This window comes from Myxococcus sp. AM011 (assembly GCF_013372595.1).
Taxonomy (GTDB): Bacteria; Myxococcota; Myxococcia; order Myxococcales; family Myxococcaceae; genus Myxococcus; species Myxococcus eversor.
Window position 1 is genome coordinate 1 of sequence record NZ_JABXEM010000182.1, and the last position, 23,933, is coordinate 23,933.

19 protein-coding genes are annotated in these 23,933 nt (G+C 69.5%); 10 read left to right on the forward strand and 9 right to left on the reverse strand.

The window, feature by feature from the left end; translation table 11 throughout:
* Positions 1-371: 371 nt before the first annotated feature.
* Entirely contained in the window at positions 372-1,076 is a 705-nt protein-coding gene (locus HUW62_RS31315) for a hypothetical protein (protein ID WP_163866535.1), read from the forward strand.
* 101 nt (positions 1,077-1,177) lie between these two features.
* Here HUW62_RS31315 and HUW62_RS31320 read toward each other — a convergent pair whose 3' ends face one another.
* Positions 1,178-1,873: a pirin family protein gene (locus HUW62_RS31320; RefSeq protein WP_163866534.1), complete on the reverse strand. Its 696-nt coding sequence runs from the start codon at positions 1,871-1,873 to the stop codon at positions 1,178-1,180.
* Between the two features lie 161 nt (positions 1,874-2,034).
* Positions 2,035-2,583 carry a YceI family protein gene (locus HUW62_RS31325; protein ID WP_163866533.1) on the reverse strand — a complete coding sequence of 183 codons (549 nt, stop codon included), beginning with the start codon at positions 2,581-2,583 and terminating at the stop codon, positions 2,035-2,037.
* A 256-nt stretch (positions 2,584-2,839) separates the two neighbouring features.
* Between HUW62_RS31325 and HUW62_RS31330 the strand changes: the two genes are divergently transcribed.
* The 6 genes from HUW62_RS31330 to HUW62_RS31355 all read left to right on the forward strand — a co-directional run bounded on the left by HUW62_RS31330 (position 2,840) and on the right by HUW62_RS31355 (position 10,445).
* Positions 2,840-3,214, forward strand: coding sequence for a peptide chain release factor-like protein (locus HUW62_RS31330; RefSeq protein WP_163866532.1), 375 nt, complete (start codon positions 2,840-2,842; stop codon positions 3,212-3,214).
* 211 nt (positions 3,215-3,425) lie between these two features.
* Complete coding sequence (locus tag HUW62_RS31335; RefSeq protein ID WP_176436493.1) at positions 3,426-7,667, forward strand: hypothetical protein; 4,242 nt, start codon at positions 3,426-3,428, stop codon at positions 7,665-7,667.
* On the forward strand, positions 7,664-8,269 hold the full coding sequence (locus tag HUW62_RS31340; protein WP_163866530.1) for a prepilin-type N-terminal cleavage/methylation domain-containing protein: 606 nt from the start codon (positions 7,664-7,666) through the stop codon (positions 8,267-8,269). Before HUW62_RS31335 ends, HUW62_RS31340 begins: the two co-directional genes overlap by 4 nt.
* The gene (locus HUW62_RS31345; RefSeq protein ID WP_163866529.1) at positions 8,266-9,342 is read left to right on the forward strand and encodes a PilW family protein; all 1,077 of its coding nucleotides are present in this window, start codon (positions 8,266-8,268) and stop codon (positions 9,340-9,342) included. Before HUW62_RS31340 ends, HUW62_RS31345 begins: the two co-directional genes overlap by 4 nt.
* Before the next feature lie 5 nt (positions 9,343-9,347).
* Positions 9,348-9,965: a VCBS repeat-containing protein gene (locus tag HUW62_RS31350; protein ID WP_163866528.1), complete on the forward strand. Its 618-nt coding sequence runs from the start codon at positions 9,348-9,350 to the stop codon at positions 9,963-9,965.
* A gap of 57 nt (positions 9,966-10,022) precedes the next feature.
* On the forward strand, positions 10,023-10,445 hold the full coding sequence (locus tag HUW62_RS31355) for a GTP pyrophosphokinase (protein WP_176436494.1): 423 nt from the start codon (positions 10,023-10,025) through the stop codon (positions 10,443-10,445).
* Between the two features lie 100 nt (positions 10,446-10,545).
* On the opposite strand, the gene acnA is transcribed toward HUW62_RS31355, so the two are convergent.
* From acnA to HUW62_RS31380, 5 genes are all read right to left on the reverse strand, one after another.
* A complete protein-coding gene (gene acnA, locus HUW62_RS31360) occupies positions 10,546-13,278 on the reverse strand; it encodes an aconitate hydratase AcnA (protein WP_176436495.1) in 2,733 nt (910 codons plus the stop codon).
* 209 nt (positions 13,279-13,487) lie between these two features.
* On the reverse strand, positions 13,488-14,759 hold the full coding sequence (locus HUW62_RS31365; protein ID WP_176436496.1) for a phosphatidylserine/phosphatidylglycerophosphate/cardiolipin synthase family protein: 1,272 nt from the start codon (positions 14,757-14,759) through the stop codon (positions 13,488-13,490).
* Between the two features lie 120 nt (positions 14,760-14,879).
* Complete coding sequence (locus HUW62_RS31370) at positions 14,880-16,472, reverse strand: FHA domain-containing protein (protein WP_163866524.1); 1,593 nt, start codon at positions 16,470-16,472, stop codon at positions 14,880-14,882.
* Positions 16,473-16,479: 7 nt separating this feature from the next.
* Positions 16,480-17,409 carry a WYL domain-containing protein gene (locus tag HUW62_RS31375; RefSeq protein ID WP_163866523.1) on the reverse strand — a complete coding sequence of 310 codons (930 nt, stop codon included), beginning with the start codon at positions 17,407-17,409 and terminating at the stop codon, positions 16,480-16,482.
* Complete coding sequence (locus tag HUW62_RS31380; protein ID WP_163866522.1) at positions 17,406-18,434, reverse strand: YafY family protein; 1,029 nt, start codon at positions 18,432-18,434, stop codon at positions 17,406-17,408. The genes HUW62_RS31375 and HUW62_RS31380 overlap by 4 nt, the downstream gene beginning before the upstream one ends.
* Before the next feature lie 248 nt (positions 18,435-18,682).
* Between HUW62_RS31380 and HUW62_RS31385 the strand changes: the two genes are divergently transcribed.
* Positions 18,683-19,147: a hypothetical protein gene (locus HUW62_RS31385; RefSeq protein WP_163866521.1), complete on the forward strand. Its 465-nt coding sequence runs from the start codon at positions 18,683-18,685 to the stop codon at positions 19,145-19,147.
* Positions 19,148-19,169: 22 nt separating this feature from the next.
* On the opposite strand, the gene proB is transcribed toward HUW62_RS31385, so the two are convergent.
* Positions 19,170-20,306 (reverse strand): glutamate 5-kinase, encoded by a 1,137-nt coding sequence (proB, locus tag HUW62_RS31390; protein WP_176436498.1) that lies wholly within the window; start codon positions 20,304-20,306, stop codon positions 19,170-19,172.
* Positions 20,307-20,461: 155 nt separating this feature from the next.
* On the opposite strand from proB, the gene hflX reads away from it, so the two are divergent.
* Positions 20,462-22,114 carry a GTPase HflX gene (gene hflX / locus HUW62_RS31395; protein ID WP_163866520.1) on the forward strand — a complete coding sequence of 551 codons (1,653 nt, stop codon included), beginning with the start codon at positions 20,462-20,464 and terminating at the stop codon, positions 22,112-22,114.
* A 70-nt stretch (positions 22,115-22,184) separates the two neighbouring features.
* Positions 22,185-22,610: a hypothetical protein gene (locus HUW62_RS31400; RefSeq protein WP_163866588.1), complete on the forward strand. Its 426-nt coding sequence runs from the start codon at positions 22,185-22,187 to the stop codon at positions 22,608-22,610.
* 49 nt (positions 22,611-22,659) lie between these two features.
* Here HUW62_RS31400 and HUW62_RS31405 read toward each other — a convergent pair.
* Positions 22,660-23,933, reverse strand: a 1,274-nt coding sequence (locus HUW62_RS31405; protein WP_176436497.1) for a thioesterase domain-containing protein, incomplete at its 5' end; no start/stop codon positions are given.

The window sequence follows — 23,933 nt, forward strand, 5'->3', positions numbered from 1 at the left end:
GTGCTGGGAGGCTCGGGGACGACGGACTCGGCCAGGGCCGGGGCAGCGGACAAGGTGGTGGCGAGCGCGGCCGACAGCATGGCCCGCGACAGGGACTTGAGGTCCATGACGTACTCCGGGAAGGGGGTCTGCGAGGGAAGCTGGGAAGAGGTCTGCGCGCGCGTTCGTCCCAGTGAACGAATCACCCCGCCCAAAGTTCTACGCCCCGGACACGACGCCCCGACTCCGCCCCCAAGGAATGCCCGGGCGGCACGAGGGTTGGGACGTCGTCACCTTCCGCCGGTGTCGCTCCGCGCACGCTGGCCCTCCGGCCTGCTTGCCCGGCGGGAGCGGCGGTTTCATGCTGCGACGACCCCGGGAGATCCACGACCATGATGCCCGTCATCCGCCGAAGCCTCTTCATCCTCGGCTGCCTGTTCGCCGCCTCCTGCAACAGCAACTCGCCGTTCTACCAGGTCCTCATCACCGCGCCCGGGGTGGTCAGCCTCACGCCTGGCGAGTCCACGCAGTTCGACCTGACCCTGGAGCGCGAGGGAGACGAGCTCGGGGAGCTGCGCGTCAACCTGGAGTCCGAGCCCGCGGGCATCACCCTGGCGCCCGAAGTCGTCCTCCCCGCCGGAGAGACGCTCGTCACCACGCCCGTCACCCTCGCCGTCGCCCAGGACATCCAGGTGACGGGCACCCAGCGAATGCTGCTGCTGGCGACGAACGCCGTGAATGACGTCGCGTCGGGCGCCACGTTCTACGTCGTGGTCCTGCCCGCGCCGCAGACACAGCCGGACTTCGCCATCGCCTTGGAGAACCGGCAGTTGGAGCTCTTCGCGGGACAGAGTGAGTTCGTCCGGGTCACCGTCACCCGGACGGCGCCCTTCGCGGGCCCCGTCACGCTCACCGTCGAGTCCCCCACCCAGCGCATCTCCGCCACGCCCCTCGTCGTGACGCCGGAGCAGACCACCGTCAATTTCAATATCAACACCGAGACCAGCACCACGCGCATCCCCATCCCCATCACCATCGTCGCCACCAGCGAGGACGGGCGACAGGTCAAGACGGGCCTCACGCTCAACGTCCGCTAGCAGCGGGGAAGCCCTCGCGCCTCGAAACGCACGAGGGCCGGGGAGCAGGGCTCTTGAAGCCCTCGCCACCCGGCCCAGGTGCGCCTCGGGCTGGCTCGCGCTCAGGCCATGTCGAACAGCAGCGCTTCCACGGGCGTCTCCGCGGTGAGCACCAGCGTGTCCTCGGCCGACACCGCCACTCCATCACCCGCCTTCACCTTCACTCCGTTCAGGGTGCCCGCGCCCCGCGCCACCTGAACCCACGCGTGCCGGCCCGGAGAGAGCGCGTACTCCGCCTTCTCCCCCGCGCCCAGCAGCGTGCCGTGCAGCACCAGGTCCTGGTGCACCGTCAGCGAGCCCTCGCGCCCATCCGGCGACGCCACGACGCGGAAGCGGCCCTGACGCTCCTTCGCGTCGAACGCCTTCTGCTCGTAGCCCGGCTTCAGGCCCTTCTCATTCGGGACGACCCAGATCTGCAGCATGTGCAGGGGCTCCCCGAAGTTGTTCATCTCGCTGTGCACCACGCCCGTCCCCGCGCTCATCCGCTGCACCTCGCCGGGCTTGATGACCGCCTCGGTCCCCATGCTGTCGCGGTGCTCCACCTTGCCGCCCAGCACGTAGGTGATGATTTCCATGTCCCGGTGCGGGTGCATCCCGAACCCGCGATTGGGCGCCACCGTGTCCTCGTTGATGACCCTCAGGGACCTGAACCCCATGAAGTCCGGGTCGTAGTAGTCCGCGAAGGAGAACGTGTGGTGCGTGTCCAACCAGCCGTGGTTGGCATGGCCTCTTTCCTCTGCATTTCGAACGGAGATCATCGCCTGCCTCCCTTTCCTTTCTAATTGCAATTCAGATGCATCAACCCCACCCCGCGTCGCGGGGCGCGACAGGAGCCCGCCGCCCACGAGGCCCGAAGCCCCGACGACCAGGCCGCCCGTCACGGACCTCCGGGTCAGCGGGCCTCCCATCGCCCGCTTCCTCACGCCGCCTTCTCGTCGGCCACCGCCACCGCCTGCACATCCAGGGTGATATCCACACGCTCACCCACGAGCAGCCCGCCTGCCTCCAGCGCCTGGTTCCACGAGAGGCCGAAGTCCTTGCGGTCGATGCTGGTGCTCGCCTGGAAGGCCAGCCGCTCATTGCCCCACGGGTCCTTCACCTTCCCGAGCAGCTCCGTCTCCAGCACGACTTCGCGCGTGACGTCGCGAATCGTCAAGTCACCCACCACGCGGTAGTGGCCCTTGCCCGCGTCCTGTACCCGCGTGCTGCGGAAGATGAGCTTGGGGAAGGCCGCCACGTCGAAGAAGTCCGGCGAGCGCAGGTGGTTGTCACGCTGCTCCACGCCCGTGTCGATGCTCGACACATCGATCTTCACCTCGGCCGAGCCCTGCGACAGGTCATCCCCATTCACCACCACCTTGCCCTCGAACCGCGTGAAGCGGCCATGCACCTTCGCCACCACCATGTGGCGGACCATGAAACCCACCGTCGAGTGCGTCGTATCCAGCTGCCAGGTCTTGAAGCTCATGTTCGTATCTCCCGTGCTTGCCGCGTCTGGCCACCCATAAGGCAACACCCGGGCCACGACTCAACCCACTGGAATCACTAGGGCCCACCCACCTAGGCCGACCCGGCCATATCAAATTGATACAATCACCCTCTCAACCAGAGAGGCTCGACTGGAGGTCGGAACGGGGGCGCCTCCGGGGGCCCGGACATGGGGCGCAAGGGAGCGAGTCAGTCGGTGCACGACCCCGGCGTCGAGGGCTACCTTGAGAGACGCCATGACCACCTCACCGATACGCCGACAAGCCGCCCTGGACGCCCTGGCGCTCGATGACGAGGCCCTGCTGAAGGCGTGCGAGGTGGACTACTTCATCGCCTCAGGGCCAGGCGGCCAGCACCGCAACACCACCGCCAGTGGCGTGCGCCTCACCCACGGCGCCACGGAGCTGTCCGTCACCGCGACCGAGCGCCGCAGCCAGATTCAGAACAAGGGCGTCGCGCTGGACCGGCTCCGCGAGGGCCTGCGCGCCCTCACCTTCGTCCCCAAGGTCCGCAGGGCCACGCGCCCCACCGCGGGCGCCAAGCGCCGACGTCTGGAAGGCAAGAAGCGCACGTCGGAGAAGAAGACGCTGCGGGGCAAGTCGGACTGGTGAACTCCACCCCGCACCGCTGAAGCGCCGCTACGCAAGCGCTTGCGGAGTCGCAAACTTTGCATAGCCGCGCGCTTCCCGAGCATACAGGCGCACTGGGATTTTCCCGGCGCGACACTGGGGCCGGGCGCGCGCAAGGCCAGGGCACATGGCGTGCAACCAGGTGGCGAATCTGACCCGGCTTGGGTCGGTTCACCCCCGGTGGGAGCACCCCATGACTCCTCGGCCCCTTTCCTTCACGCCACTGCGCGCGCTGCTGGCGTTGTCGTTACTGATGGCGCTACCCGCCTCGGCGACGGACCTGGTCACCTTCAGTCGTGGCGCGCTCATCATCCCCGAGCAGGCCACCTTCCAGCGCGGCTGCGGCTCGCTGTCCGCGTACGGGCTGGTGTGGCGCATCCTCCAGGCGAACCAGCCCGGCGGCGCCAACGCCAGTCAGCCGGTGACGGTGTATCTGGCCATCAATGACCTGAAGGCGTCGCCCAACCGGTGCGTGCCCACCAACCGCCACACGCCGCCCGCGCCCGCCGGCGACTCGAAGTGGAACGACGGCTGCGACTTCACCATCACCAACAACACGGAGCAGCCGGTGGTGCCGGTGAACTACGGCGCGTCCTTCCCCGCCAGCGGCATCTATCCCAACGGCAACATCGACAACTTCACCACCACGGCCGTGGAAGCGCGCCCGTACTTCACCACCACGACGCTGAACAACAGCGTCACCAGCCCGCGCTTCAGCACCGTGCGGTACATGGGCGGCGCGTTCATCATCGACGCGGCGGATGCCAAGCGCGCCATCGATTTCATCCGCTCGGGCTCTGGAGACCTGTCCCCGGAGAAGTTCCGCACCACGTGCCCGAGCGACTGCGCCACCTTCAAGAACAACAGCGGCTGCCACTACGTGCGCATGCACCAGTCCACCATCGAGTTCACCGCGCCGGTGGCCCGCCGCATCAACCGCGTCCCGCCGAAAATCGCCCTGCTGGACTTGTCCGACGGGACGAACGGCGGCGGGGACCCGCTGGTGAAGGGCGGCATGCTGGACGACTACCTGCGCAACGCGGGCCTGGACTTCCCGGGGGCCGGCGGCTGCCCCGCGGGGACGACCTCCAACTGCACCCTCAATGGCAAGAAGCCCGGCCTCATCTACGACGCGCTCCACGCCAACGCGGACCTGGTCTCCACCAGCGCCTTCAAGAATGGCCTGCTCAACGCGGTGGACCCCGTCACCAACAAGCCTCGCTACAAGGTGTTCTGGGCGCCCCACTGGGAGATCGGCAACATCGGCCGCGCGGAGTACGTGGCCAACGGCGACGGGGCGACGACGCAGCGGGAGAACGCCCTCAACAACATCGAGTACTTCACCAACCAGCGCGGCAGCGGCCTGTTCGCCGAGTGCGCGAGCATCTGGTCCTACGAGACGACGAAGCGCCCGGACAACACGCCGGTGCTCAGCTCTCGGTTCCAGGGCCAGAGCAACTTCCAGTACAACAAGCTCGGCGGCGGCAGCAATTGGGACGGGCGCAACTGCACGGACCCCGACTACATGGCGCAGCCGCAGGGCAGCCGGGCGGCGTGCATCCTCTATCCCAACCCCGGAGACCCGTTCTCCCAGATGGGCGACTTCCGCTTCAACAACGTGGCGGGTCACACGGAGAACTACCGCGTCAACTACAAGGACGGGGTGCGCCGGCTCGCGGTGAGCTGGTACGGCCACAAGGACGAGCACATCTACGACAACGCCCTCCACCTGGCGGAGGACAACCGGCGCGGCCACGACTTCTTCACCTTCAACCAGAAGGACAATGACCCGAAGAAGGCGACCATCGTCTACCTGGCCGGCCACGACTTCAAGTCGAGCGTCCCCGGCACGCGAATCGTGCTCAACACGCTGCTCAACCTGGGCTCCGAGCCGCTGAGCAGCGAGCGCGCCCTCTCCGCGCCCGTCGCCTTCGACGACACCAACGGCAGCGACTCCAACGGGACGCGCGCGCTGGTGCTCGCGGCCACCTACGACGCGGTGTCGGGCTACCCGCCCGGCGTGGACACGTACGTGCACGCCCAGGGCTCGCAGTGGGTGTTCCCGTACTTCCCGGGCCACCTGCGCGCCCATTCGCTCATCGGCGGCGACTCGCTCGGCACGGGCGAGAGTGAGCTGGACGCGTCCACGCTGTGGGACGCGGACGCCGCGCTGCCCCCGCCCCGCGAGCGCAACCTCTTCACCTACTTCGGTGGACAGGTGAAGGCGAACCCCTCGCTGGGCGCGGGCCTGCGCGCGCCTCGCGGCGTGCTCCAGGTGGGCTGGAAGCCCCAGAGCGTGGCCGGCACCGCCATCAACGCCAACTACGGCGGCTCGCCCAACTCCAACTGCGTGGACGTGCTGAAGCTGGGCGAGGCCAAGAACCCCGACGGCACGTCGCGCTTCGACTTCGTCACCTCGCCCACGGGTGATGGCGTGTGTGACTTGCAGCAGGCGGTGCAGTACTCCCCGCAGCTCGAGGGCACCGATTTCGGCCAGAGCATGGAGGCGGTCAACAAGGCGAAGCTCGCCTCGGACTTCAACGCGGTGGCGCAACTGCTCCAGCGCGTGCGCGGCTTCTGCTTCGCCACCAGCACGCGCCATGACGGCACGGGCACGCCCGTCCTGGAGCCGAGCGACAGCCAGTGCAACAACGACGAGGCGGACAACCGCGCGCACCTGGGCGGCTTCGTTCACTCCGCGCCCGCGGTGGTGAAGCCCAGCGCGTACATCCCGGACCGGGGCGCGCCCCGCCCCACCGTCACCTACGCGGCGGGCCTGGACGGACAGCTCCACGCCTTCTACGTGTCCGGCGGCGCGCGCTACGCGGGCCCCGCGGAGACGCTGTCGTTCCCCAACGTCAGCGCCGCGGACTCCGCCTTCCAGAAGAACTGGAGCGCGAGCTTCAGCGGCGGCACCACGCCCCCGCGCGGCACGGAGCTGTGGAGCTTCCTGCCGGCCACGCAACTGCCGTGGCTGCGCAGCAACAATGCGCGCGTCAACAGCGCGCCGGTGGTGATGGACGTCTTCGCGGACTTCGTGGGCAGCGGCAAGCGCGAGTGGCACACCGTGCTGGTGGCCAACGTGGGCAACCCGGGCCGGGACTTGTTCGCCGTGGACATCACCAACCCCCTGCGCCCGGTGATGCTGTGGCACCTGGCGGGCAGCCACGCGCAGACGGGCGCCTTCCCGCCGCACGCTCCGGTGGAGCTGGCGGACCGCGACACGGGCGGCACGCAGTGGGCGGTGAAGTGGAAGGAGAAGGACGCGCGCTTCCTCATGGCGCCCCAGACGGACCCGGGCCGCGAGCCCTCCGGCCTCTACAACTACGGAGGCCTGGGCGGCACGCGCGGCCTGTCCGTGGGCGTGGTGCGCCAGGGCCTGGAGCCCACCTATGCCGTCTTCGTCGCCTCCAGCAGCTCGGGCGCGTATGGCGCTCCCACGTTCGGCATGGAGGTCTTCGCCATCGACGCGGCCACCGGACAGAAGCTGTGGCAGTGGGAGCAGGAGTTCACCCAGAGCTGGGTGGACAACACCGCGCCCACCGCGCCCACCGTGCTGACGGACACGGGCGGCGCCTCGCGGCTGTACGTGGGCGACATGGAGGGCCGGCTGTGGGAGCTGGACGGCGCCACCGGACAGAACTCCAACGTGCTGCGCCTGGGCCCCTCGTGCTCGGAGACGTCGCCCTGCAAGTACTCCGCGCTGGACACCGAATCCACCGACCCCCAGCGCCGGCCCATCACCACCAACGTGGCGCTGGCGCGGCTGCCGCAGACCATCGCCACCGGCACCGCCCTGGAGGGCTACGAGGGGGAGCTGGTCGCCATGGTGGGCACCGGCGGCGCGGACTGGGTGCAGCCCACCGCCGCGGGACAGGTGCACCTGGCGCTGCTGGACCGCAAGCGGCGGCTGCCCATGGGCGAGGCTGGCTTCAAGCTGAATGGCTCGGCGATTTCGGCGTCGGGAGCGCACTCGCTGGCGAAAGACCAGGGCGTGCTCCAGGAGCCCCCACCCTTCCCGCTGTCCTTCGCGGGCCCGCGCCACATCTACGGCAACATCACCGTGGCCGGGCGCACCGCGTACTTCAGCACCGCCAACGGCAAGCTGGGGGACTTGATGTCGGTCGACGGGACGACAAAGGGCAACACCTGGAAGCTGGACCTGGGCAACACCGCGACTTCGGCGGGCGCCGCGGCCACGGTGCTGCCCGGGCTGAGCCTGGCCAACTTCGGCGGTGTGACGGTGTACCACCGCGACAGCGGCACCACGTCGCAGGACTTCGTGGTGGGGCTGGAGGTCAGCCGCATCACCAACACGCGCATCGACAACACCACCAACACGGGCGCCTCCAGCCCGGACGAAACCCTGCGCGTCAATGGCCAGGGAGGCTTCATCTTCCGACTGCTCAACTGGAGCCAGAGGTTCTTCGAATGAGCTCGCCTGCTCGCGTCCTCCGCCGGGGCTCAAGGCTCACCCGCCGGGGCTCCAGTCTCATCGAAGTGCTCATCGCCATGGTGGTGCTGGCGCTCGCCGCCACCGGGGCGGTGGGCGGCATCGTGTTCGCCTCGCGCGACGTGCATGACGGCCAGTTGCTCCAGGTGAAGAGACTGCTGCTCGAGGCGAGCACGCAGCGGCTGTGGCTGGCCGCCAAGGGCCCGCTGCTCGCGCGGGCGGTGCCTCGTCCCACGCAGCCCCCCACCACGCTGGCGCCCGGCGCGGCGCCCTGGCGGGCGGACCCGACGGTGCCGGTGACGGGGGACCCCAGCTCCGGGGCGTACTTCATGCTGTCCGCCACCGGGCACGTGGAGCCGCTCGCGGGCATCCCCGCGGGCACGGCGTGCAACGACGCCGCGCTGCCGGAGGGGACGTACTGCCGGGAGGTCCTGGTGACGACGGGCCTGCCGCTCGAGGTGCCGCCGTCGGCCACCGCGTTGTTGCCCGCGGGCTCGCGGCCGGTGACGGTGTGGACCCGCGTCGTGCGCAAGGGCGACACCGCGGACCGCGCCCAGTTCCACAACGAGGTGTTCGTCCAATGAGAGCCCTGCGAGGGATGACGCTGCTGGAGACGATGGTCGCCCTGGCCCTCACGGCCATCATCATCGCGGCGGCGGCGGCGCTGATGATGGCGGGCAGCCGCGTCATCCACAACACGGAGCACACCGCCGACAGCCATGACGCCTCCCGGCTCGCGGGCGAGGCCCTCATGAACATGGTGCGCCAGGCGGGGGCCGGCGCGCCTGGTGGCATCTGGGTGCGCCAGGGCGGAGTGCCCGTGCGCGTCGGCGCCATCTTCGGCCGCGATGGCACCACCGGCGCGGGCACCAACTCCAGCACCCCCACCGCCGATGGCAGCGATGACCTGTGGCTGGTGGTGCCGGACCGCGACTACCTGGGCGAGCCCTGCGTCACCCCCGGCGCCGCGGCCTCCGTGGTGCGCCCCGGGACGGGCGTGCTCCAGGTGAACTGCACGCAGAGCCTCAAGTCGGACTCGCTCCATCTGGTCAGCAACATGACGAGCGCCGCGCTCATCTCCAACGTCGTCATCTCCCCGCAGAGCCCGGGCACGCCGGGCCAGGTGAACTACGACGAGGCGGGGACCTCGGGCTTCTCCAACGCGCCGGAGCGGGGCGGGTATCAAAGCGGCGACCTCGTCTATCCGGTGCGGCTGCTGCACTTCTTCATCGGCCCCCACCCCACGTCCGGCCGTCCGTCGCTCCTGCGCACGGAGGGCAGGCTGCTGGCGGACGCACTGGGCCGACCCTTCTCGGAGCTGGCGACGGAGCAGCCCTTCGTCGTGCAGGAGAACGTGGAGGACCTGCAGGTGGCCTTCGGCTTCGACACCACGGGCCAGGAGGACCCGGCCCAGTACACGTGGCGACACGGGCTGGCCTCCGCCTTCCAGCCGGGCCTGCGCACGGTGCGCGTCAGCGTGGTGGCCACCGGCCGCAACCCGCGCCGCAACACGCAGAGCACCGCGGTGCTGGCGGACGACAAGCGCATCGCCACGGAGAACAACGTGCCGCCGGCCGCCGTCGTCGCGGATGGCTTCTACCGCAGCCTCTACACCCGCCGTCTGGAGCTGCCCAACCTGGCGGCCGCCAACCTGTGAGCGCCATGCACTCCAAGCCGCGCAAGTCCCTTCCCCGCGCCGCCCGTGGCGCCACGCTGATTGTCGTCGTCATGCTCGTCACCGTGCTGCTGGGCCTGGTGGCGAGCCTCATGGTGTACGCGGGCGGAGAGCGCGTGCGCGCCGTCGCCAGCAGTCGCGCGGGCCAGCGACAGAGCTGCGCGGAGAGCGGCCTGCAGCTCGCGCGCAGCTACTACGGGCGCAACTACGCGAGCTGGAACACCTACCTGGCCGCGCCGTCCATCCACAATCCGGTGCGCTCCACCTTCAACCCGGCGCCCGCGGACCCGTTCTCCCCCACGCTGCTGGCCACCAACCCCGCGCTCTTCGCGGACGTGGACGGTGACGGCAAGCCGGACGTGTACCTGTACATCCGCGACAACGAGGACGAGTACGACCCCGTCGCGCCCAACTGGCGTCGAGACAATGACCAGGTGGCCGTCGTCGGCGCGGTGTGCATCTCCTCCACGCTGCGCCCCCGCCGCAGCGACGGGACGCAGAACCCCAGCACCCTCGCCGTGGAGGGACTGCTCAGCTACAACGGCGGCGGAGGCCCCAACACGTCGCAGGGCACCACGGGCACGGGCTCCGGCAACCACAACTGAACGCCGCGCCTGACTCGCGGTAACGTTGACGCTTCTCCCTCACGAAGGACACCTGGAATGCCCACGCTCGAAGACGCGATTGCCCTCGCCGTGGAGGCGCACCGCGGTCAGCGGGACAAGGCGGGCCAGCCCTACATCCTGCATCCCTTGCGGTTGATGATGCGGCTGGAGACGGAGGAGGAGCGCACCGTCGCCATCCTCCACGACGTGGTGGAGGACACGCCCTGGACGCTGGAGCGGCTGCGGGAAGGTGGCTACCCGGAGCCGGTACTGCGAGCGCTGGAGGGACTCACCCGGCGCGAGCACGAGACGTACGAGGCCTTCATCGAGCGGCTGCGGCCGGACGCGCTGGCGCGCCGGGTGAAGCTCGCGGACCTGGAGGACAACATGGACGTGCGCCGGCTGACCGCGGTGACGGCCAAGGACGCGGAGCGGCTGGCCCGCTACCGCGCCGCCTGGGCGCGACTCAAGGAGCCCTGAGACACGACGGCCCGGAGCGCCACGAGGGCACTCCGGGCCGCTGTGCGAGTCCCGCACCCGCCGAGGAAAGCGGGTGCCGGTCTCTGTCTTCTTAGGAGGACTACGCCTTCGCGAGCTGGCGCAGCACGTACTGGAGGATGCCGCCGTGCCGGTAGTAGTCGAGCTCGTTCGGCGTGTCGATGCGGCACACCGCGGTGAACTCCTTGGTGCCGCCCTCGCCCGTGGCCTTCACGGTGAGCTTCTTCTGCGGCGCCAGGTCCTGCGCAATCCCCGTGATTTCGAACGTCTCGTGGCCGGTGAGGCCCAGCGACTGCGCGTCCTGGCCCGCCTCGAACTGCAGGGGCAGCACGCCCATGCCCACGAGGTTGGAGCGGTGGATGCGCTCGAAGCTCTTGGCGATGACGGCCTTCACGCCGAGCAACTGCGTGCCCTTGGCGGCCCAGTCGCGGCTGGAGCCCGTGCCGTACTCGGCGCCGGCCAGCACCACCAGCGCGGTGTTGTCCGCCTGGTACTTCATGGAGGCGTCGTAGATGCTCATCCGCTCGCGGGTGGGGATGTGGACGGTGACGCCACCCTCCACGCCGGGGACGAGCAGGTTCTTCAGGCGGATGTTGGCGAAGGTGCCGCGCACCATCACCTCGTGGTTGCCGCGACGCGCGCCGTAGGAGTTGAAGTCCTTGGGCTCCACGCCCTCCGCCATCAGGTACTTGGCGGCCGGGCTCGTCTTGGCGATGTTGCCGGCGGGCGAGATGTGGTCCGTCGTGACGGAGTCACCCAGGAGCGCCAGCACGCGCGCGCCCTTGATGTCCTGCGTCGCCTTGGGCTCCTTCGGGAGGTTCTCGAAGAAGGGCGGCTTGCGCACGTAGGTGGACTTCTCATCCCACTGGAACGTGGAGCCCTTGCCCACGGGCAGCTGCTGCCAGAGCGCGTCGCCGTCCATGGCGTTGGCGTACTGGCTGCGGAACTGCTCGGGCTTCACCGAGGCGCGGATGACCGTCTTGATCTCCTCGTTGGTGGGCCAGATGTCCTTGAGGAACACCGGGCGGCCATTGGGGTCCAGGCCGAGCGGCTCCTTGTCCATGTCCAGCCCGACTTCGCCGGCCAGCGCGTAGGCCACCACCAGCGGCGGGCTGGCCAGGTAGTTCATGCGCACGTGCGGGTTGATGCGGCCCTCGAAGTTGCGGTTGCCGGAGAGCACCGCGGCGACGACCAGGTCGCCCTCGACGACGGCGTTGGCGACGGGCTCCGTCAGCGGACCGGAGTTGCCGATGCACGTGGTGCAGCCGTAGCCCACCACGTGGAAGCCGACGGCCTCCAGGTAGGGGAGCAGGCCGGAGTCACGCAGGTACTCGGTGACGACGCGGCTGCCCGGGGCCAGGCTCGTCTTCACCCAGGGCTTCGGGTTGAGGCCCTTCTCCACGGCCTTCTTCGCCAGCAGGCCCGCGCCCACCAGCACCGCCGGGTTGGACGTGTTGGTGCAGGACGTAATCGACGCAATCACCACCGCGCCGTGGCCCAACTGGTAGCTCTCCCGGCCCTGCTTCACGGTGACCGTCTGGGCCAGCCGCTCCGGAGCGACTTCGGCCGCGGGGGCCTTGGCCTTGCCGCCACCCTCGTCGTCCTCGCCCTTGCTCTTGCCGGCCGCGAGCATCTCCACGAGCGACTTCTCGTAGCCCGACTTCATGTCCGTCAGCGGGACGCGGTCCTGCGGACGCTTGGGGCCCGCGAGGCTGGGCACCACGGTGGACAGCTCCAGCTCCAGCGTGTCGGTGAAGAGCGGCTCCGGCGCGTCATCCTTGCGCCACAGACCCTGCTCCTTGGCGTACGTCTCCGTGAGGGCGACGACGGCGTCGGGGCGGCCGGTGAAGCGCAGGTAGTTGAGGCTCTCCTCGTCCACGGGGAAGAAGCCGATGGTCGCGCCGTACTCGGGCGCCATGTTGGCGATGGTGGCGCGGTCCGGGAGGGACAGGCCCTTGAGACCGGGGCCGAAGAACTCCACGAACTTGCCGACCACGCCCTTCTTGCGAAGCATCTGCGTGACGGTGAGCACCAGGTCCGTCGCGGTGGCGCCCGCGGGCAGCGCGCCGTTGAGCTTGAAGCCCACCACCTGGGGGATGAGCATCGTGATGGGCTGGCCGAGCAGCGCGGCCTCCGCCTCGATGCCGCCCACGCCCCAGCCCACCACGCCCAGGCCGTTGATCATCGTCGTGTGGCTGTCGGTGCCCACCAGCGTGTCCGGGTACACCGTGGTGCCCTGACGGAACGTCACCTGCGCCAGGAACTCGAGGTTGACCTGGTGGCAGATGCCGATGTCCGGCGGAACGACGCCAAAGCCCTTGAACGCGCTCTGTCCCCAGCGCAGGAAGGCGTAGCGCTCGCGGTTGCGCTCGAACTCCAGCTCCGCGTTCTCCTTGAAGGCCGCCGTCGTGGCGAAGGAGTCAATCTGCACCGAGTGGTCGATGACCAGGTCGGCCGGGTTGCGCGGGTTGATTTTGGCGGGGTCGCCACCCATGGTGGCCAGGGCCTCGCGCATCGCCGCCATGTCCACCACGGCGGGCACGCCGGTGAAGTCCTGGAGCAGCACGCGCGCGGGGTGGAAGGAGATTTCGACGTCCGGGGTGGCCTTGGGGTCCCACGCCAGCATCTTCTCGACGTGCTCGCGCTTGACGACGCGGCCATCCTCGTTGCGCAGCAGGTTCTCCAGCAGCACCTTCAACGAGAAGGGCAGGCGATCCACGGAGGGATGTGCCTTGGCCAGCTTGCTCAGGCTGAAGTAGTCGTAGGTGGCCGAGCCCACCTGAAGCTTGGACTTCGTGCCGAAACTGTCGGTCATGTGAGGTGCCCTTCCGTGCGCAGGATGTGGGCACTTCTAGGCTCGCCTTTGACGCGTTGCAAAGGGTTCCTGCGCGCGCATCCTGCGATGGACTGTTGACCCAGCAAGAGTCCAGCCCCGCTCATCGGAACCATGCGTCCCGCTGGGGAATGTCGTCTCCGACACCCTGTCCCGTCACGGCGAGACAGGGCGGAGACAAGCCCCATCCGTCAGATGAGCTTGCGCAGGCTGTACAGGGCGCGCTCCAGGAGCTTGCGCCAGAGGGGCCGGCGGCGGAATTCCGCCAGCGTCACCTCGCGGCAGTCGCCGCAGTCCGTCCGGAAGGAGGCCTCCAACTGCTGACCCAGCCGGGGGTCGGCGAACACGGCGTTCACCTCGTGGTTGAAGGCCAGGCTCAGCCGCTCCAGGTTGAACGAGCCGATGGTCCCCCAGGCCCCGTCGACGACGGCCGTCTTCGCGTGGAGCACCCCGCGCTGCCACTCGAAGATGCGCACCCCCGCCCCCAGGAGCTTCTCGTAGAAGGCCCGGGTGACGAACTCCATCAGGGGGTGGTCGCTGCGGGCGTTGAGGAGCAGGCTCACCTCCACGCCCCGTTTGGCCGCGTCGCGCAGGGCGACGACGAGCTTCCGGTCCGGCATGAAGTACGCCGCGGCGATGAGCACGCTGCGCCGGGAGCGCTGGATGGCGTGCACGTAGGCGCGGTGGATGCTCCGCCGGCTGGACAGCACCGCCAGGCCCGTGGGTCCGCGCGGGGAGGAAGCGCCCCGCCGCCGGCGCAGGCGGTGCTGCAGCCCGGACGCCCAGCGGTGGATGCGGTCCTGGAACATCATCCGCCAGGTGGCCAGGAAGCGCCGCTCCAGCACGTGCACCGCGGGGCCTTCGATTCGCAGCACGTCGTCGCGCCAACCGGCGCCCTGCCCCTCCGGGGCCCAGTGCTCGGAGATGTTCACCCCGCCGGTGAAGGCCACCTCGCCGTCGACGACGAGAATCTTCCGGTGGTCCCGGCGCAGCAGGTGCCGCCAGCCGCGCGACAGGTTGAAGGGCTTGAAGGAGCGGATGTCCACGCCGCGCTGGCGCAGCTCCTCGAAGTAGCCCTTGCGGCTCGTCCAGGAGCCCACCGCGTCGTAGAGCACCTTCACGTGCACGCCGCGCTCGGCGGCCTCCGCGAGCGCCTGGCCGAACAGCTCACCGACGGCGTCGGTGATGAACATGTACGTCTCCAGGCGGATGTAGCGCCGGGCCCGCCGGATGGCGTCCAGCATCGCCGGATACGCCTCCACGCCGTCGCGCAGCAGCACGCACGCGTTGCCGCGCGTCACCGCGTGTCCACGAGGCAGGTAGTAGCGCGCCAGGAGCAGGCCGGAGACCCCGGGGCTCCAGACGGGCGCTCGCTCCGGCAGGGGGCTCCGCGCACAGCCGGGCTCGGGAGGAACCTCTCCCGACACTCCCGTCCTCTCGCTCATCGCCTCCAGGTCGCGCATGGTCCTCCTACGTTGAGGACGGCGCCCCGGGCCGGCAACCCGAAGGGCCGCCTGAATGGCCCCACGGGGTGATGCACCGTCCACTGGGGGACGGTGCATCCCGGCGAAAACAGGAAGCGGCTACAGCCCGTACTCTCCGCGCTTGTTCTCGGCGCGGGTGGCACACGGCTGGTCGAACTCCGGGAAGTACTGCTTGATGTGGTCCAGCGTGGCGGAGGCGGCCTTGTAGTTGCCCTGGTTGTAGTAGCCCTCCACCTCCAGCAGCAGCTTGGCGCACGTCCTGTCCAGCTCCTGCTGGGCCGTCTTCATGCGCTCCTGCGCCTCGTAGTAGAGGTCCGGCTTGGGCTCCGGGTGGGCCTCCAGCATCAGCCACGACTCGCGGAAGGACTTCCACGCCTCGTAGCGGTTGCGGGCACCGATGTCCGGCGTGTCGTTGTTCTTCCGGCCGCGCTTGTAGGACTCGGTGGCCTGACGCAGCAACTCCTCGGGCAGCAGGTCCGGCAAGAGCGCGCGCTCCACCCACACGTTCCAGATGCGCCAGGGGTCCTCACCCGGCGGATTCTTGGTGTTGTCGAAGACGATGCGGTTGGGCTCGCCCTTCTTCAGGTGCTGGGAGGGAATCATCAGCTCCAGCGAGCGGTCCTGGCTGGCCAGTGTGTCCGGGGGCACCTTGCCCACGTCCACGCCGTTGACGCTGACCATCACCTCGTCCTTGGAGATGCCCTGCGCCTGGTAGTGGAGGATGACCACGGCCTTGGTGGCGGCGGTGTATTCCCACTCGAAGATCTTCATGTCCGCCCGGGCCCACGTCACGTCCGGCCCCAGGCCGAACGAGTCGCGGATGGGCTGCTGGGTGAGCACCGAGGGCTCCTCGCCCACCGGCCCCATGTCCACCTCGCTGAGCACCAGCCAGTACAACAGGCCGAAGAGGCCCAGCACCACGGCGACGCCGCCGCCCACCAGGCCGCCGCGCACCATGTTGCTGGCGTCCGCCCAGAACAGCTTCGCGCTCGCCACCAGGCCCGGGGACTCACGGCGGATGCGGGCGCGCTCGGCGGCGGACAGCCCACTGCCCGCGCCAGCTCCGGCATTGGCGGACGGCCGCGCGCGCACGGGCGCGGAGCTGGGCTGCGGACGACGAGGCGCGGGGGCCGAGGCGGGAGCCCGCTCGATGGCCGCGGGCTCGTTCGACGCGGCCAGCGCCGCGCGCGAACCACTCTGCCCCGCGGGCCGCAGCGCGCGCAGGTTGTTGCGGGTGGCGCCCTGGCGAATCTCCTCCAGGGACTCCTCGTCCGCGCCATCCGGGGCCAGGGCCACGCCCTTGTTGCGCTGACGCTTCAGCGCGTCCACGGAGACGATGCGCGTGCTGTTCGCGCCCTCCTCCGCCCCGGCGGGCAGTTCCTCCTCGCCGGTGGACTCCTCCGTCATCAAGGCGAAGACGAACGTCACCGGCCCCAGGGTCAGCTTGTCGCCGTCCTCCAGGGCCTGCGTCTGCACCGCGGTGCCGTTGAGCAAGGTGCCGTTGGCGCTGCCCTGGTCCTCGACGCTGTAGGCGTCGCCATCGAGGAACAGGCGGCAATGTTTGCGGGACACGCCCGGGTCGTACAGCACGACGTCACATTCGGACGTACGACCGATGAGCACGGAGTCCTGGTCGAAGACGAACTCCTTGCCGGCGTCTTTTCCCTCGGAGATCGTCAGCTGGAAAGGCATGGGGGCCCTACAATCCTATCGAGGCACGCGCCGCTCGGGCAACGGCCGCTCGCGCGGAGACCGGTTCCATCACCTCCGCCTCGCCACCAAACGACAGCACCCACTGCGTCAGCCAGCGCTCGCTGTCGCCGGCCACGAGGACTTCCACGCCCCCATCGGCAAGCGGGCGAGCGTCCTGGCCGAAGCGCTCCTTCACGTAGGGCGCCGCCACGGGCGAGAACCGCACGCGCACAGACGCCTCGGAGCTGCTCCGGGCCGGGTTGGGAACGTCCGCCCGGGCGTCGGGCGGGGGGAGAAATGGCGTTTCAGTGACGGTGAGGTCTTCCATCCGGTCCAACCGGAACAGGCGAGCGTCCTGCCGGGTGTGGCAGAAACCCTGGAGATACCACTGTCCCCGGTGGCTGAGCAGCTCATACGGACGCACCCGGCGCGGCTCGGCGGCCCGGCCCGGGCTGGCGTAACCGAACATGACTTCTCGTCTTTCGAGAATCGCGCGGGTGAGCGGCCCGAGCGCCTGGGGGGCCTCGGTGGAGGCATCAATCTTCCGGTACATCTCCCGGTAGCGCTCGCGCACCTGGGGTGGCAGCACGTGCTCCAGCTTCTGGAGGGCGCTCTGGAGCGCGTCACCGGAGGCGGGGCGCAACAGCTCCGCCGACGCGGCCAGCGCGGCGGCCTCTCCCGCCGTCAGCCGGGGCGGGGCGAAGAGGCGCTGGTCCAGGTCCACATAGACGCGGTCATTGTCCACGTAGATATCGATGTAGTCGTCCGGGTTGAAGGGAGGCCGGCCCACGCACGTGAGCAGGTCCAGCTCCTCCAGCAGGTCCTCGCGGCTGATGTTGAGGGCTCGGGCGAGCGACTCCACCGTGACGCCAGGGTGCTTGGACACATACGGGACGAGGAACAGCAGGCGGCGGAGCCGCTCGTGGACGTTGCTCATGCGCTCACCTTGTCTTCCAGCGCGTCCGCATGGCGGTTGGCGACGCGCGCGGCCATCTCCCTCAGCCGCGAGCGGGCACTCTCCGGCCCCTCCACGACACAGTCCGCCCCCAGCGAGAGGCAGAAGCGCGCCAGTCCATCCAGGAAGCTCACCCGCAGCCGCGCGAGCGTGACTCCGCCCTCGGCCACCGTCTCCAGCACCGCGCCCGGGAACAGGCCCGAGGCACGCGACGCCAGCGCGCCGGACAACCGCAACACGACCTCCACCGGCTCGTGGAAGCGGTGCTGCCACGGGAAGTACGCCACGTGGTTGTCGAGCGAGAAGTCCTCCGGCACCTGGAAGTCCGGCGTGCGAGGACGCGCGGTGTTCGCCTTCAGCTCACGCACGCGGTGGACGTGGAACGTTCGCAGACCGCCGCGCAGGTGGCAGTAGCCCACGAGCGTCCAGACGCCCCGGCGCAGCGCGAGCCCATACGGGTCCACCTTGCGCTGCGTGGTGCCCGGGTGCTTGGGGCTGGCGTAGGACATCTCCACCCACTTGCGCGCGGCGCAGGCCTCCCAGAGCTGCTCCAGGCGGGCGGAGACCTCCTTCTCCTGTCCCGCCTGCGTGGCGCCCAGCTCCATGCGGACCCTGGGCGTGGGCAGCGACTCGCCAGCGAAGAAGCCAATCTTGCGCAGCGCGTGCGCCAGGTCATCCCTGCCGGGGAAGACGCCGGACGCGAGCGCCGCGGAGCCGGCGGCGTAGAGCACGGCCAGCTCCTCCTTCGTCAGGTCCGCCTCCGGCAGGTAGTAGGCGTCACGGTCCACGATGTAGCCATCGCGGCGCTCGTCATCGCCCTGGACATAGGTGAGGGGAAAGCCCAGCTCCACCAGCTCTGCCTTGTCGCGTTCGAACTTGCGCTCGGCGGCGTCGTCCGAGCCTCCGTAGTCTGCGGGGAAGTGCTCGCGCAGCTCGGCCCAGCTGATGGGCTCGCGGGCGTCGAGCAAGAGAGCGACGAGGTCGAGGATGCGTTCGGTGCGGTCCATTCGGGAAGATCGGCGACGATGCCGGGCGGACCCCGGGGGGTCAAGGAAGGGGTACGTGACAGCGGGAAACGACGGCCCGGCCGGTGCGGGGGGCAGGCAGTTAGCTGGCCACGACTGAACAGGCAAGCAGGTATTCACCTGTGCGATATTTGTCAATCAGGTAGGAACCCGAAAGCCGACCAAGGAGGGCTCGCACTATGGGCGCGACTTGGGATATTCCTGCGCCAGCTTCAGAAGGGAACCTCACCATGAACCGCACCTTCCGTAACGTGGTTGCCGGGCTGGCACTGCTGTTGGGGCTGGCCTGTGGGGTGATGCCTTCGTCCGCTGAAGCCGAGCCGCTCTACTTCGCCGTCGAAGTCTGGCGCGAAGGCCGGCTGGTCGCCCAGCCCAAGCTGCTGGGAGAGACGGGCCGCACGCTGCGCGCCGAGCGCCGTCGTCCGGGTGCTCCGCTCGCGGACTACCGATTGGTGCTGATGCCCCGCGCGGAGGGCGAGTCGTTCCTCCTCCAGTTGGACCTGCTCCTGCCGGAGGCCAAGGGTCACTCGGAGCTCGCGCTCCTGCACGGACAGCAGCGCAAGTTGCAGCTCGGCCGCGTGCCCGGTGAGCTGGAAGTGTCGCTGCTCCTGATGAAGGTGGACTCTCCGGAGTTCCGCGCGCTGATGCAGCTGAGCACGGATGGCGGCAACGGCTCCTCCGCCTGCTCCATCTGATTCGCGTCCCTTCCGTCTCCCGCTAGAGCACCGCGAGGTCGTCGCGGTGCACGGCCTCATCCAGGTAGCGGTAGCCCAGCACCGACTCGATGTCGGACGTGCGCCGTCCAGCGATGCGCCGCAGCTCCTGCGCGTCATACGAGGCGAGGCCCCGCGCGAACACCGCTCCGGACTCGTCCGCCAGATCCACCGGGTCGCCCCGGTCGAAGTCCCCGTCCACGCCGCGCACGCCGCTGGGCAGGAGGCTGCGCTTGCCCTGGACGATGGCCTCGCGCGCCCCGGCGTCCACGGTGAGTGTGCCCAGCGGGCGCAGGGCATGGGCAATCCAAGCCGCGCGCGAGCCCCGGCGCGCGCCGGTCGGCTCGAAGAGCGTGCCCACGGGCTCGCCCTCCAGCACGGCGCGCAGGCGACCGGCCACGGAGCCGGAGGTGATGACGCCTCGGATGCCCTGCTCGGCGGCGCTCGCGACGGCGCGGACCTTGGTCGCCATGCCGCCCGTGCCCACGCCGCTGGACGTGCCTCCCGCGAGGGCCAGCACCTCCGGAGTCACCACCTCCACCGTCTCCAGGAGGCTGGCGCCCGCGGCTCGTCGCGGATCCGCGGTGTGCAGTCCATCCACGTCGGAGAGGAGGATGAGGGCATCCGCCTCCACCACGCCCGCGACCAGGCCCGCGAGCGTGTCGTTGTCGCCGAACTTCAGCTCGTCCACGGAGACGGTGTCGTTCTCGTTGATGACGGGCACCACGCTGGCGGCCAGCAGACGCTCCAGCGTGTGCTTCACGTTGAGATAGCGCCGCCTGTCGCGCATGTCCTCGTGGGTGAGGAGCACCTGCGCCACCGCCTGGCCCTGCCCTCCGAAGACGTCCTCGTAGGCCTGCATGAGCCGGCTCTGTCCCACCGCGGCGCACGCCTGCTTGCCTGGGATGTCCCGGGGCCGGGCGGACAGGCCCAATCGCTCCATCCCCAGGGCGATGGCGCCGCTGGAAACCACCACCAGTTCGCGCCCCTGGGCGGCCCAGAGCAGGTCCTGCCCCAGCGCCACGAAGTGCTCGCGGTTGAACCGGCCGGTGGCGTGGGTGAGGGCGTTGGTGCCGATTTTCACGACCACGCGCTTCGCGGCGCGCAGGGCGTTACGTCCCGAGTGACTCACGCGCGGCAGCCTAGGACGGAAACGGAAACAGCGCGCAAGGGCCGTGTGTTCACTACGGTTCCGGCAATCCGGCCCGGAACGGTGGTGTCAGCCACCTGGACGCGGCGCCGTATAAAGTGCCGGGAAGGACGGGGACGGCCGGTCCTCGTCAGAGGAGCAAGCGTTTGAAGGAAATCTTCGGCAACACCCTGGGCCTCAAGGCGAACGAGCAGCACCGGCTGCGCAACACCTTCCGCCGGCGCGTGTCACCGCACGAAATCGTGTCGCCCGAGCTCGCCCGCCACCTCACCGAGCTGTCCCACGAGACGAACCGCCAGGTGGGCGTGCTCATCAACCGGAAGGGTGAAATCGAGCACGTGGTGGTGGGCAATGCCCACAAGCTCGAGTTGCCCGACATCGGTCGTGCTCGCGCGGGTCAGGTGCGTCTGCGTGGCCTGCGGCTGGTGCACACGCACCTCAAGAGCGAGCCCCTCACCAAGGACGACCTGACGGACCTCGCGCTCCTGCGCCTGGACTGCGTGGCCGCGGTGGGCGTGGGCCAGGAGGGCCTGCCGGGCGTGCTGCACTACGCCTACCTGGTACCGGAGAACGGCACGGGTGAGTTCTGGCACGTCTCCACCCTGCCCTCCGTGCACGGGGAGCAGCCGGACCTGACGGACACGCTGGGCGCGCTGGAGGAGGAGTTCAGCCGCAAGGCGGCGGCGCGCGCGGTGGGAGGCCGGGAGAAGGCCATCCTCGTCGCGGTGTGCCTGGACGGAAACCGGGGCCGGGCGGAGGCGAGCCTCGCGGAGCTGCGGGAGCTGGCCCGCACGGCGGGCGTGGAGGTGGTGGACAGCGTGCTCCAGGTGAAGCGCGAGGCGGACCCTCGCTACCTCATCGGTCGGGGCAAGCTGGAGGACCTGAACCTGCGCTCGATGCAGTCCATGGTGGACCTGCTCATCTTCGACAAGGACCTCACCCCGTCGCAGGGGCGCCACATCGGCGAGGCCACCAGCCTCAAGATTCTGGACCGCACGCAGCTCATCCTCGACATCTTCGCGCAGCGGGCGCAGAGCGCGGAGGGCAAGCTCCAGGTGGAGCTGGCGCAGCTGAAGTACCGGCTGCCCCGGCTGGTGCAGAGCGACGACTCGCTCAGCCGGCTCGCGGGTGGAATCGGCGGACGAGGCCCTGGCGAGACGAAGCTCGAAATCGACCGACGCCGGGTGCGCGAGCGAATCACGCATCTGGAGAAGCGCATCGACGCGATTGGCAAGGAGCGCAGCGTGCGTCGCGCGCAGCGCAACCGGCGCGAGCTGCCAGTCATCTCCATCGTCGGCTACACCAACGCGGGCAAGTCCACGCTGCTCAACGCGATTACCAACGCGCAGGTGCTGGCGGAGAACAAGCTGTTCGCCACGTTGGACCCGACGAGCCGCCGGCTTCGCTTCCCACAGGAGCGCGAGGTCATCATCACCGACACGGTGGGCTTCATCAGGGACCTGCCCAAGGACCTGGTGGCGGCCTTCCGAGCCACGCTGGAGGAGCTGTACGACGCGACGCTGCTGTTGCACGTGGTGGACGCGGCGGACCCGGCGCGGGACGAGCAGGTGGAGGCGGTGGAGAAGATCCTCTCGTCGCTGGGGTTGATGGAGAAGCCTCGGTTGATGGTCTGGAACAAGGCGGACCTGATGCCGGCGGAGGAAGTGGAGACGCTGCTGCGCTCGCGGGGCGGGGTGGCCATCAGCGCCCAGTCGCGCGAGGGGCTCGCCATGTTGCTGGCCAAGGCGGACACGACGCTGTTCGCCGAGGGCGCCTCCGAGGCCATGGGCGTCGTCTGACGCGGCGTGCGAGTTGCGGGGCAGGCGCGGCTCCCCCTAGAGTTGGGGAGCCGTGGCGACCTTTCCCGCAATGTCCATGCAGCTCTCCGGCCTGCTCGCGCAGATCGTGCCGGACTACACCCGTCCTGTCTCCTCCATGTCCCCGAAGTACTTCGAGGTCCTGGAGCAGAACAGCCACATCATCTATCCGCTGGTGGCGATTCTGACGCTGGTGCTCATCGCCGCGGGCGTGCTCCAGGCGTGGAAGACGCAGGACCTGGACGGCCTGCAGAAGAACGAGTTCAAGAAGGCCATCGTCAACGAGCTGCGCCGCAACATCACCGGCCTGCCCGGTGACGTGCTGGCGAAGGCCGTGGGCCTGGACCGCTTGAAGACGAACCGCCTGCTGGAGCAGATGCAGCAGGACGGCATGGTGGTCAGCCACACCAACTCGCAGCGCCTCACCGTCTGGCGCATCCGCGGCTCCGGCCCGGAGCAGAGCGTCCGGCGGTACTGAGCAGTTCGGGAGCGGTGGGATGCCGCCGCTCTCTTGCACGTGCCAGGAGTCACGAAGCGCGAACAGTGACGTCCTGGGTCCGCTCGAAGCACTCACGCAGCAGTGACGCCAGCCGTGTCACGTCGGGCCCGCGCAAGATGGAGTAGTGGTCGCCCGGAATCGCGTGGACGGTGAGCTCGCCCGTCGTCACCTGCTCCCAGCCGTGTACGCGCGTGGTGCCCGTGGCCTCGATGGAGACGACAGGCCCCGCGTAGGGCGCCGGCACGTAGCTCCACGCCGCCAGGAGGTTCACCTCGAAGACCCGGCGCAGGACTTCGAGTGATTGGACTCCACTGCTCGTCGCCGCCAGGGTGCGCATCAGCGCCTCGGGGTCCTGTCGCACGAGCCCTTCATCCGTCAGGTCGACAACGTTCCCCGCCGCGCGCATCAGGTCCGAATAGAACATCGCGCCGAAGCGCCGGGCCTCATCGTGCCCAGGCGCGGAGCCCTCTCCGTCGAACGGACGCACGAAGCCGTCGATGAGCGCGAGCACCTCCACCCGCTCGCCCTGCGCTTGGAGCTGGTGCGCCATCTCCCACGCGATGCTGGCTCCCATCGACCAGCCTCCGAGCCGGTACGGCCCACGTGGCTGCACCTCCTTCATCGCGGAGAGATAGAGGCTCGCCATCTCCGGGATGCTCTCGCATGGAGGCACATCTCCCTCGAGTCCACGCGACTGGAGCCCGAAGAACGGCTGCTCGGGCCCCAACGACTTCGCCAGCTCCGCGTAGCTCAGCACAGTGCCACCCACCGCGTGCACACAGAAGAAGGGCCTCTGTCCCAGCCCTTCCTGGAGTCGCACCAGCGGACTCCACGTGGACGTCGTCGCTGACTCCCGGCGCAGCACGGACGCGACATGCTCCACCGTCGCGCGCTGGAAGAGTGTCGACACCGGCAACGCCCTGCCCACCGCGCCTCGGATGCGTGCGAGCAGCCGGATGGCCATCAGCGAATGGCCGCCCAGCGCGAAGAAGTCCTCCGTCACGCCCACGGGACTCACGCCCAGCACCTCTTCCCACACGCGCACCAGCTTCCGCTCCAGTTCGTCGCGGGGCCCCTCATGCGCACCGCGCGACGCGAGCTGCGGCCGTCCCGGCGCGGGCAGTGCCTTGCGATCCACCTTGCCCGTGGGGGCCAGCGGCAGTCCCTCCAGTCGCAGCAGTACGCTCGGCACCAGGTACTCCGGCAGTCGTTGCCCCAACCGCGACCGCAACGCCTCCGCGTCCCACGGCTCCGCGTGCACCACGTAGCCCACCAGTCGCTTCTCCCCACCCTCCTCCTGCC

Coding starts and splice junctions, on each gene's coding strand:
- HUW62_RS31375 (WP_163866523.1), bottom strand. CDS start 17,409: ATGAGCAACGTCCACGAGCGGCTCCGCCGCCTGCTGTTCCTCGTCCCG.
- HUW62_RS31330 (WP_163866532.1), top strand. CDS start 2,840: ATGACCACCTCACCGATACGCCGACAAGCCGCCCTGGACGCCCTGGCG.
- HUW62_RS31340 (WP_163866530.1), top strand. CDS start 7,664: ATGAGCTCGCCTGCTCGCGTCCTCCGCCGGGGCTCAAGGCTCACCCGC.
- HUW62_RS31325 (WP_163866533.1), bottom strand. CDS start 2,583: ATGAGCTTCAAGACCTGGCAGCTGGATACGACGCACTCGACGGTGGGT.
- HUW62_RS31385 (WP_163866521.1), top strand. CDS start 18,683: ATGAACCGCACCTTCCGTAACGTGGTTGCCGGGCTGGCACTGCTGTTG.
- HUW62_RS31365 (WP_176436496.1), bottom strand. CDS start 14,759: ATGCGCGACCTGGAGGCGATGAGCGAGAGGACGGGAGTGTCGGGAGAG.
- HUW62_RS31370 (WP_163866524.1), bottom strand. CDS start 16,472: ATGCCTTTCCAGCTGACGATCTCCGAGGGAAAAGACGCCGGCAAGGAG.
- HUW62_RS31400 (WP_163866588.1), top strand. CDS start 22,185: ATGTCCATGCAGCTCTCCGGCCTGCTCGCGCAGATCGTGCCGGACTAC.
- HUW62_RS31355 (WP_176436494.1), top strand. CDS start 10,023: ATGCCCACGCTCGAAGACGCGATTGCCCTCGCCGTGGAGGCGCACCGC.
- HUW62_RS31335 (WP_176436493.1), top strand. CDS start 3,426: ATGACTCCTCGGCCCCTTTCCTTCACGCCACTGCGCGCGCTGCTGGCG.
- HUW62_RS31320 (WP_163866534.1), bottom strand. CDS start 1,873: ATGATCTCCGTTCGAAATGCAGAGGAAAGAGGCCATGCCAACCACGGC.
- HUW62_RS31315 (WP_163866535.1), top strand. CDS start 372: ATGATGCCCGTCATCCGCCGAAGCCTCTTCATCCTCGGCTGCCTGTTC.
- acnA (WP_176436495.1), bottom strand. CDS start 13,278: ATGACCGACAGTTTCGGCACGAAGTCCAAGCTTCAGGTGGGCTCGGCC.
- HUW62_RS31380 (WP_163866522.1), bottom strand. CDS start 18,434: ATGGACCGCACCGAACGCATCCTCGACCTCGTCGCTCTCTTGCTCGAC.
- HUW62_RS31345 (WP_163866529.1), top strand. CDS start 8,266: ATGAGAGCCCTGCGAGGGATGACGCTGCTGGAGACGATGGTCGCCCTG.
- HUW62_RS31350 (WP_163866528.1), top strand. CDS start 9,348: ATGCACTCCAAGCCGCGCAAGTCCCTTCCCCGCGCCGCCCGTGGCGCC.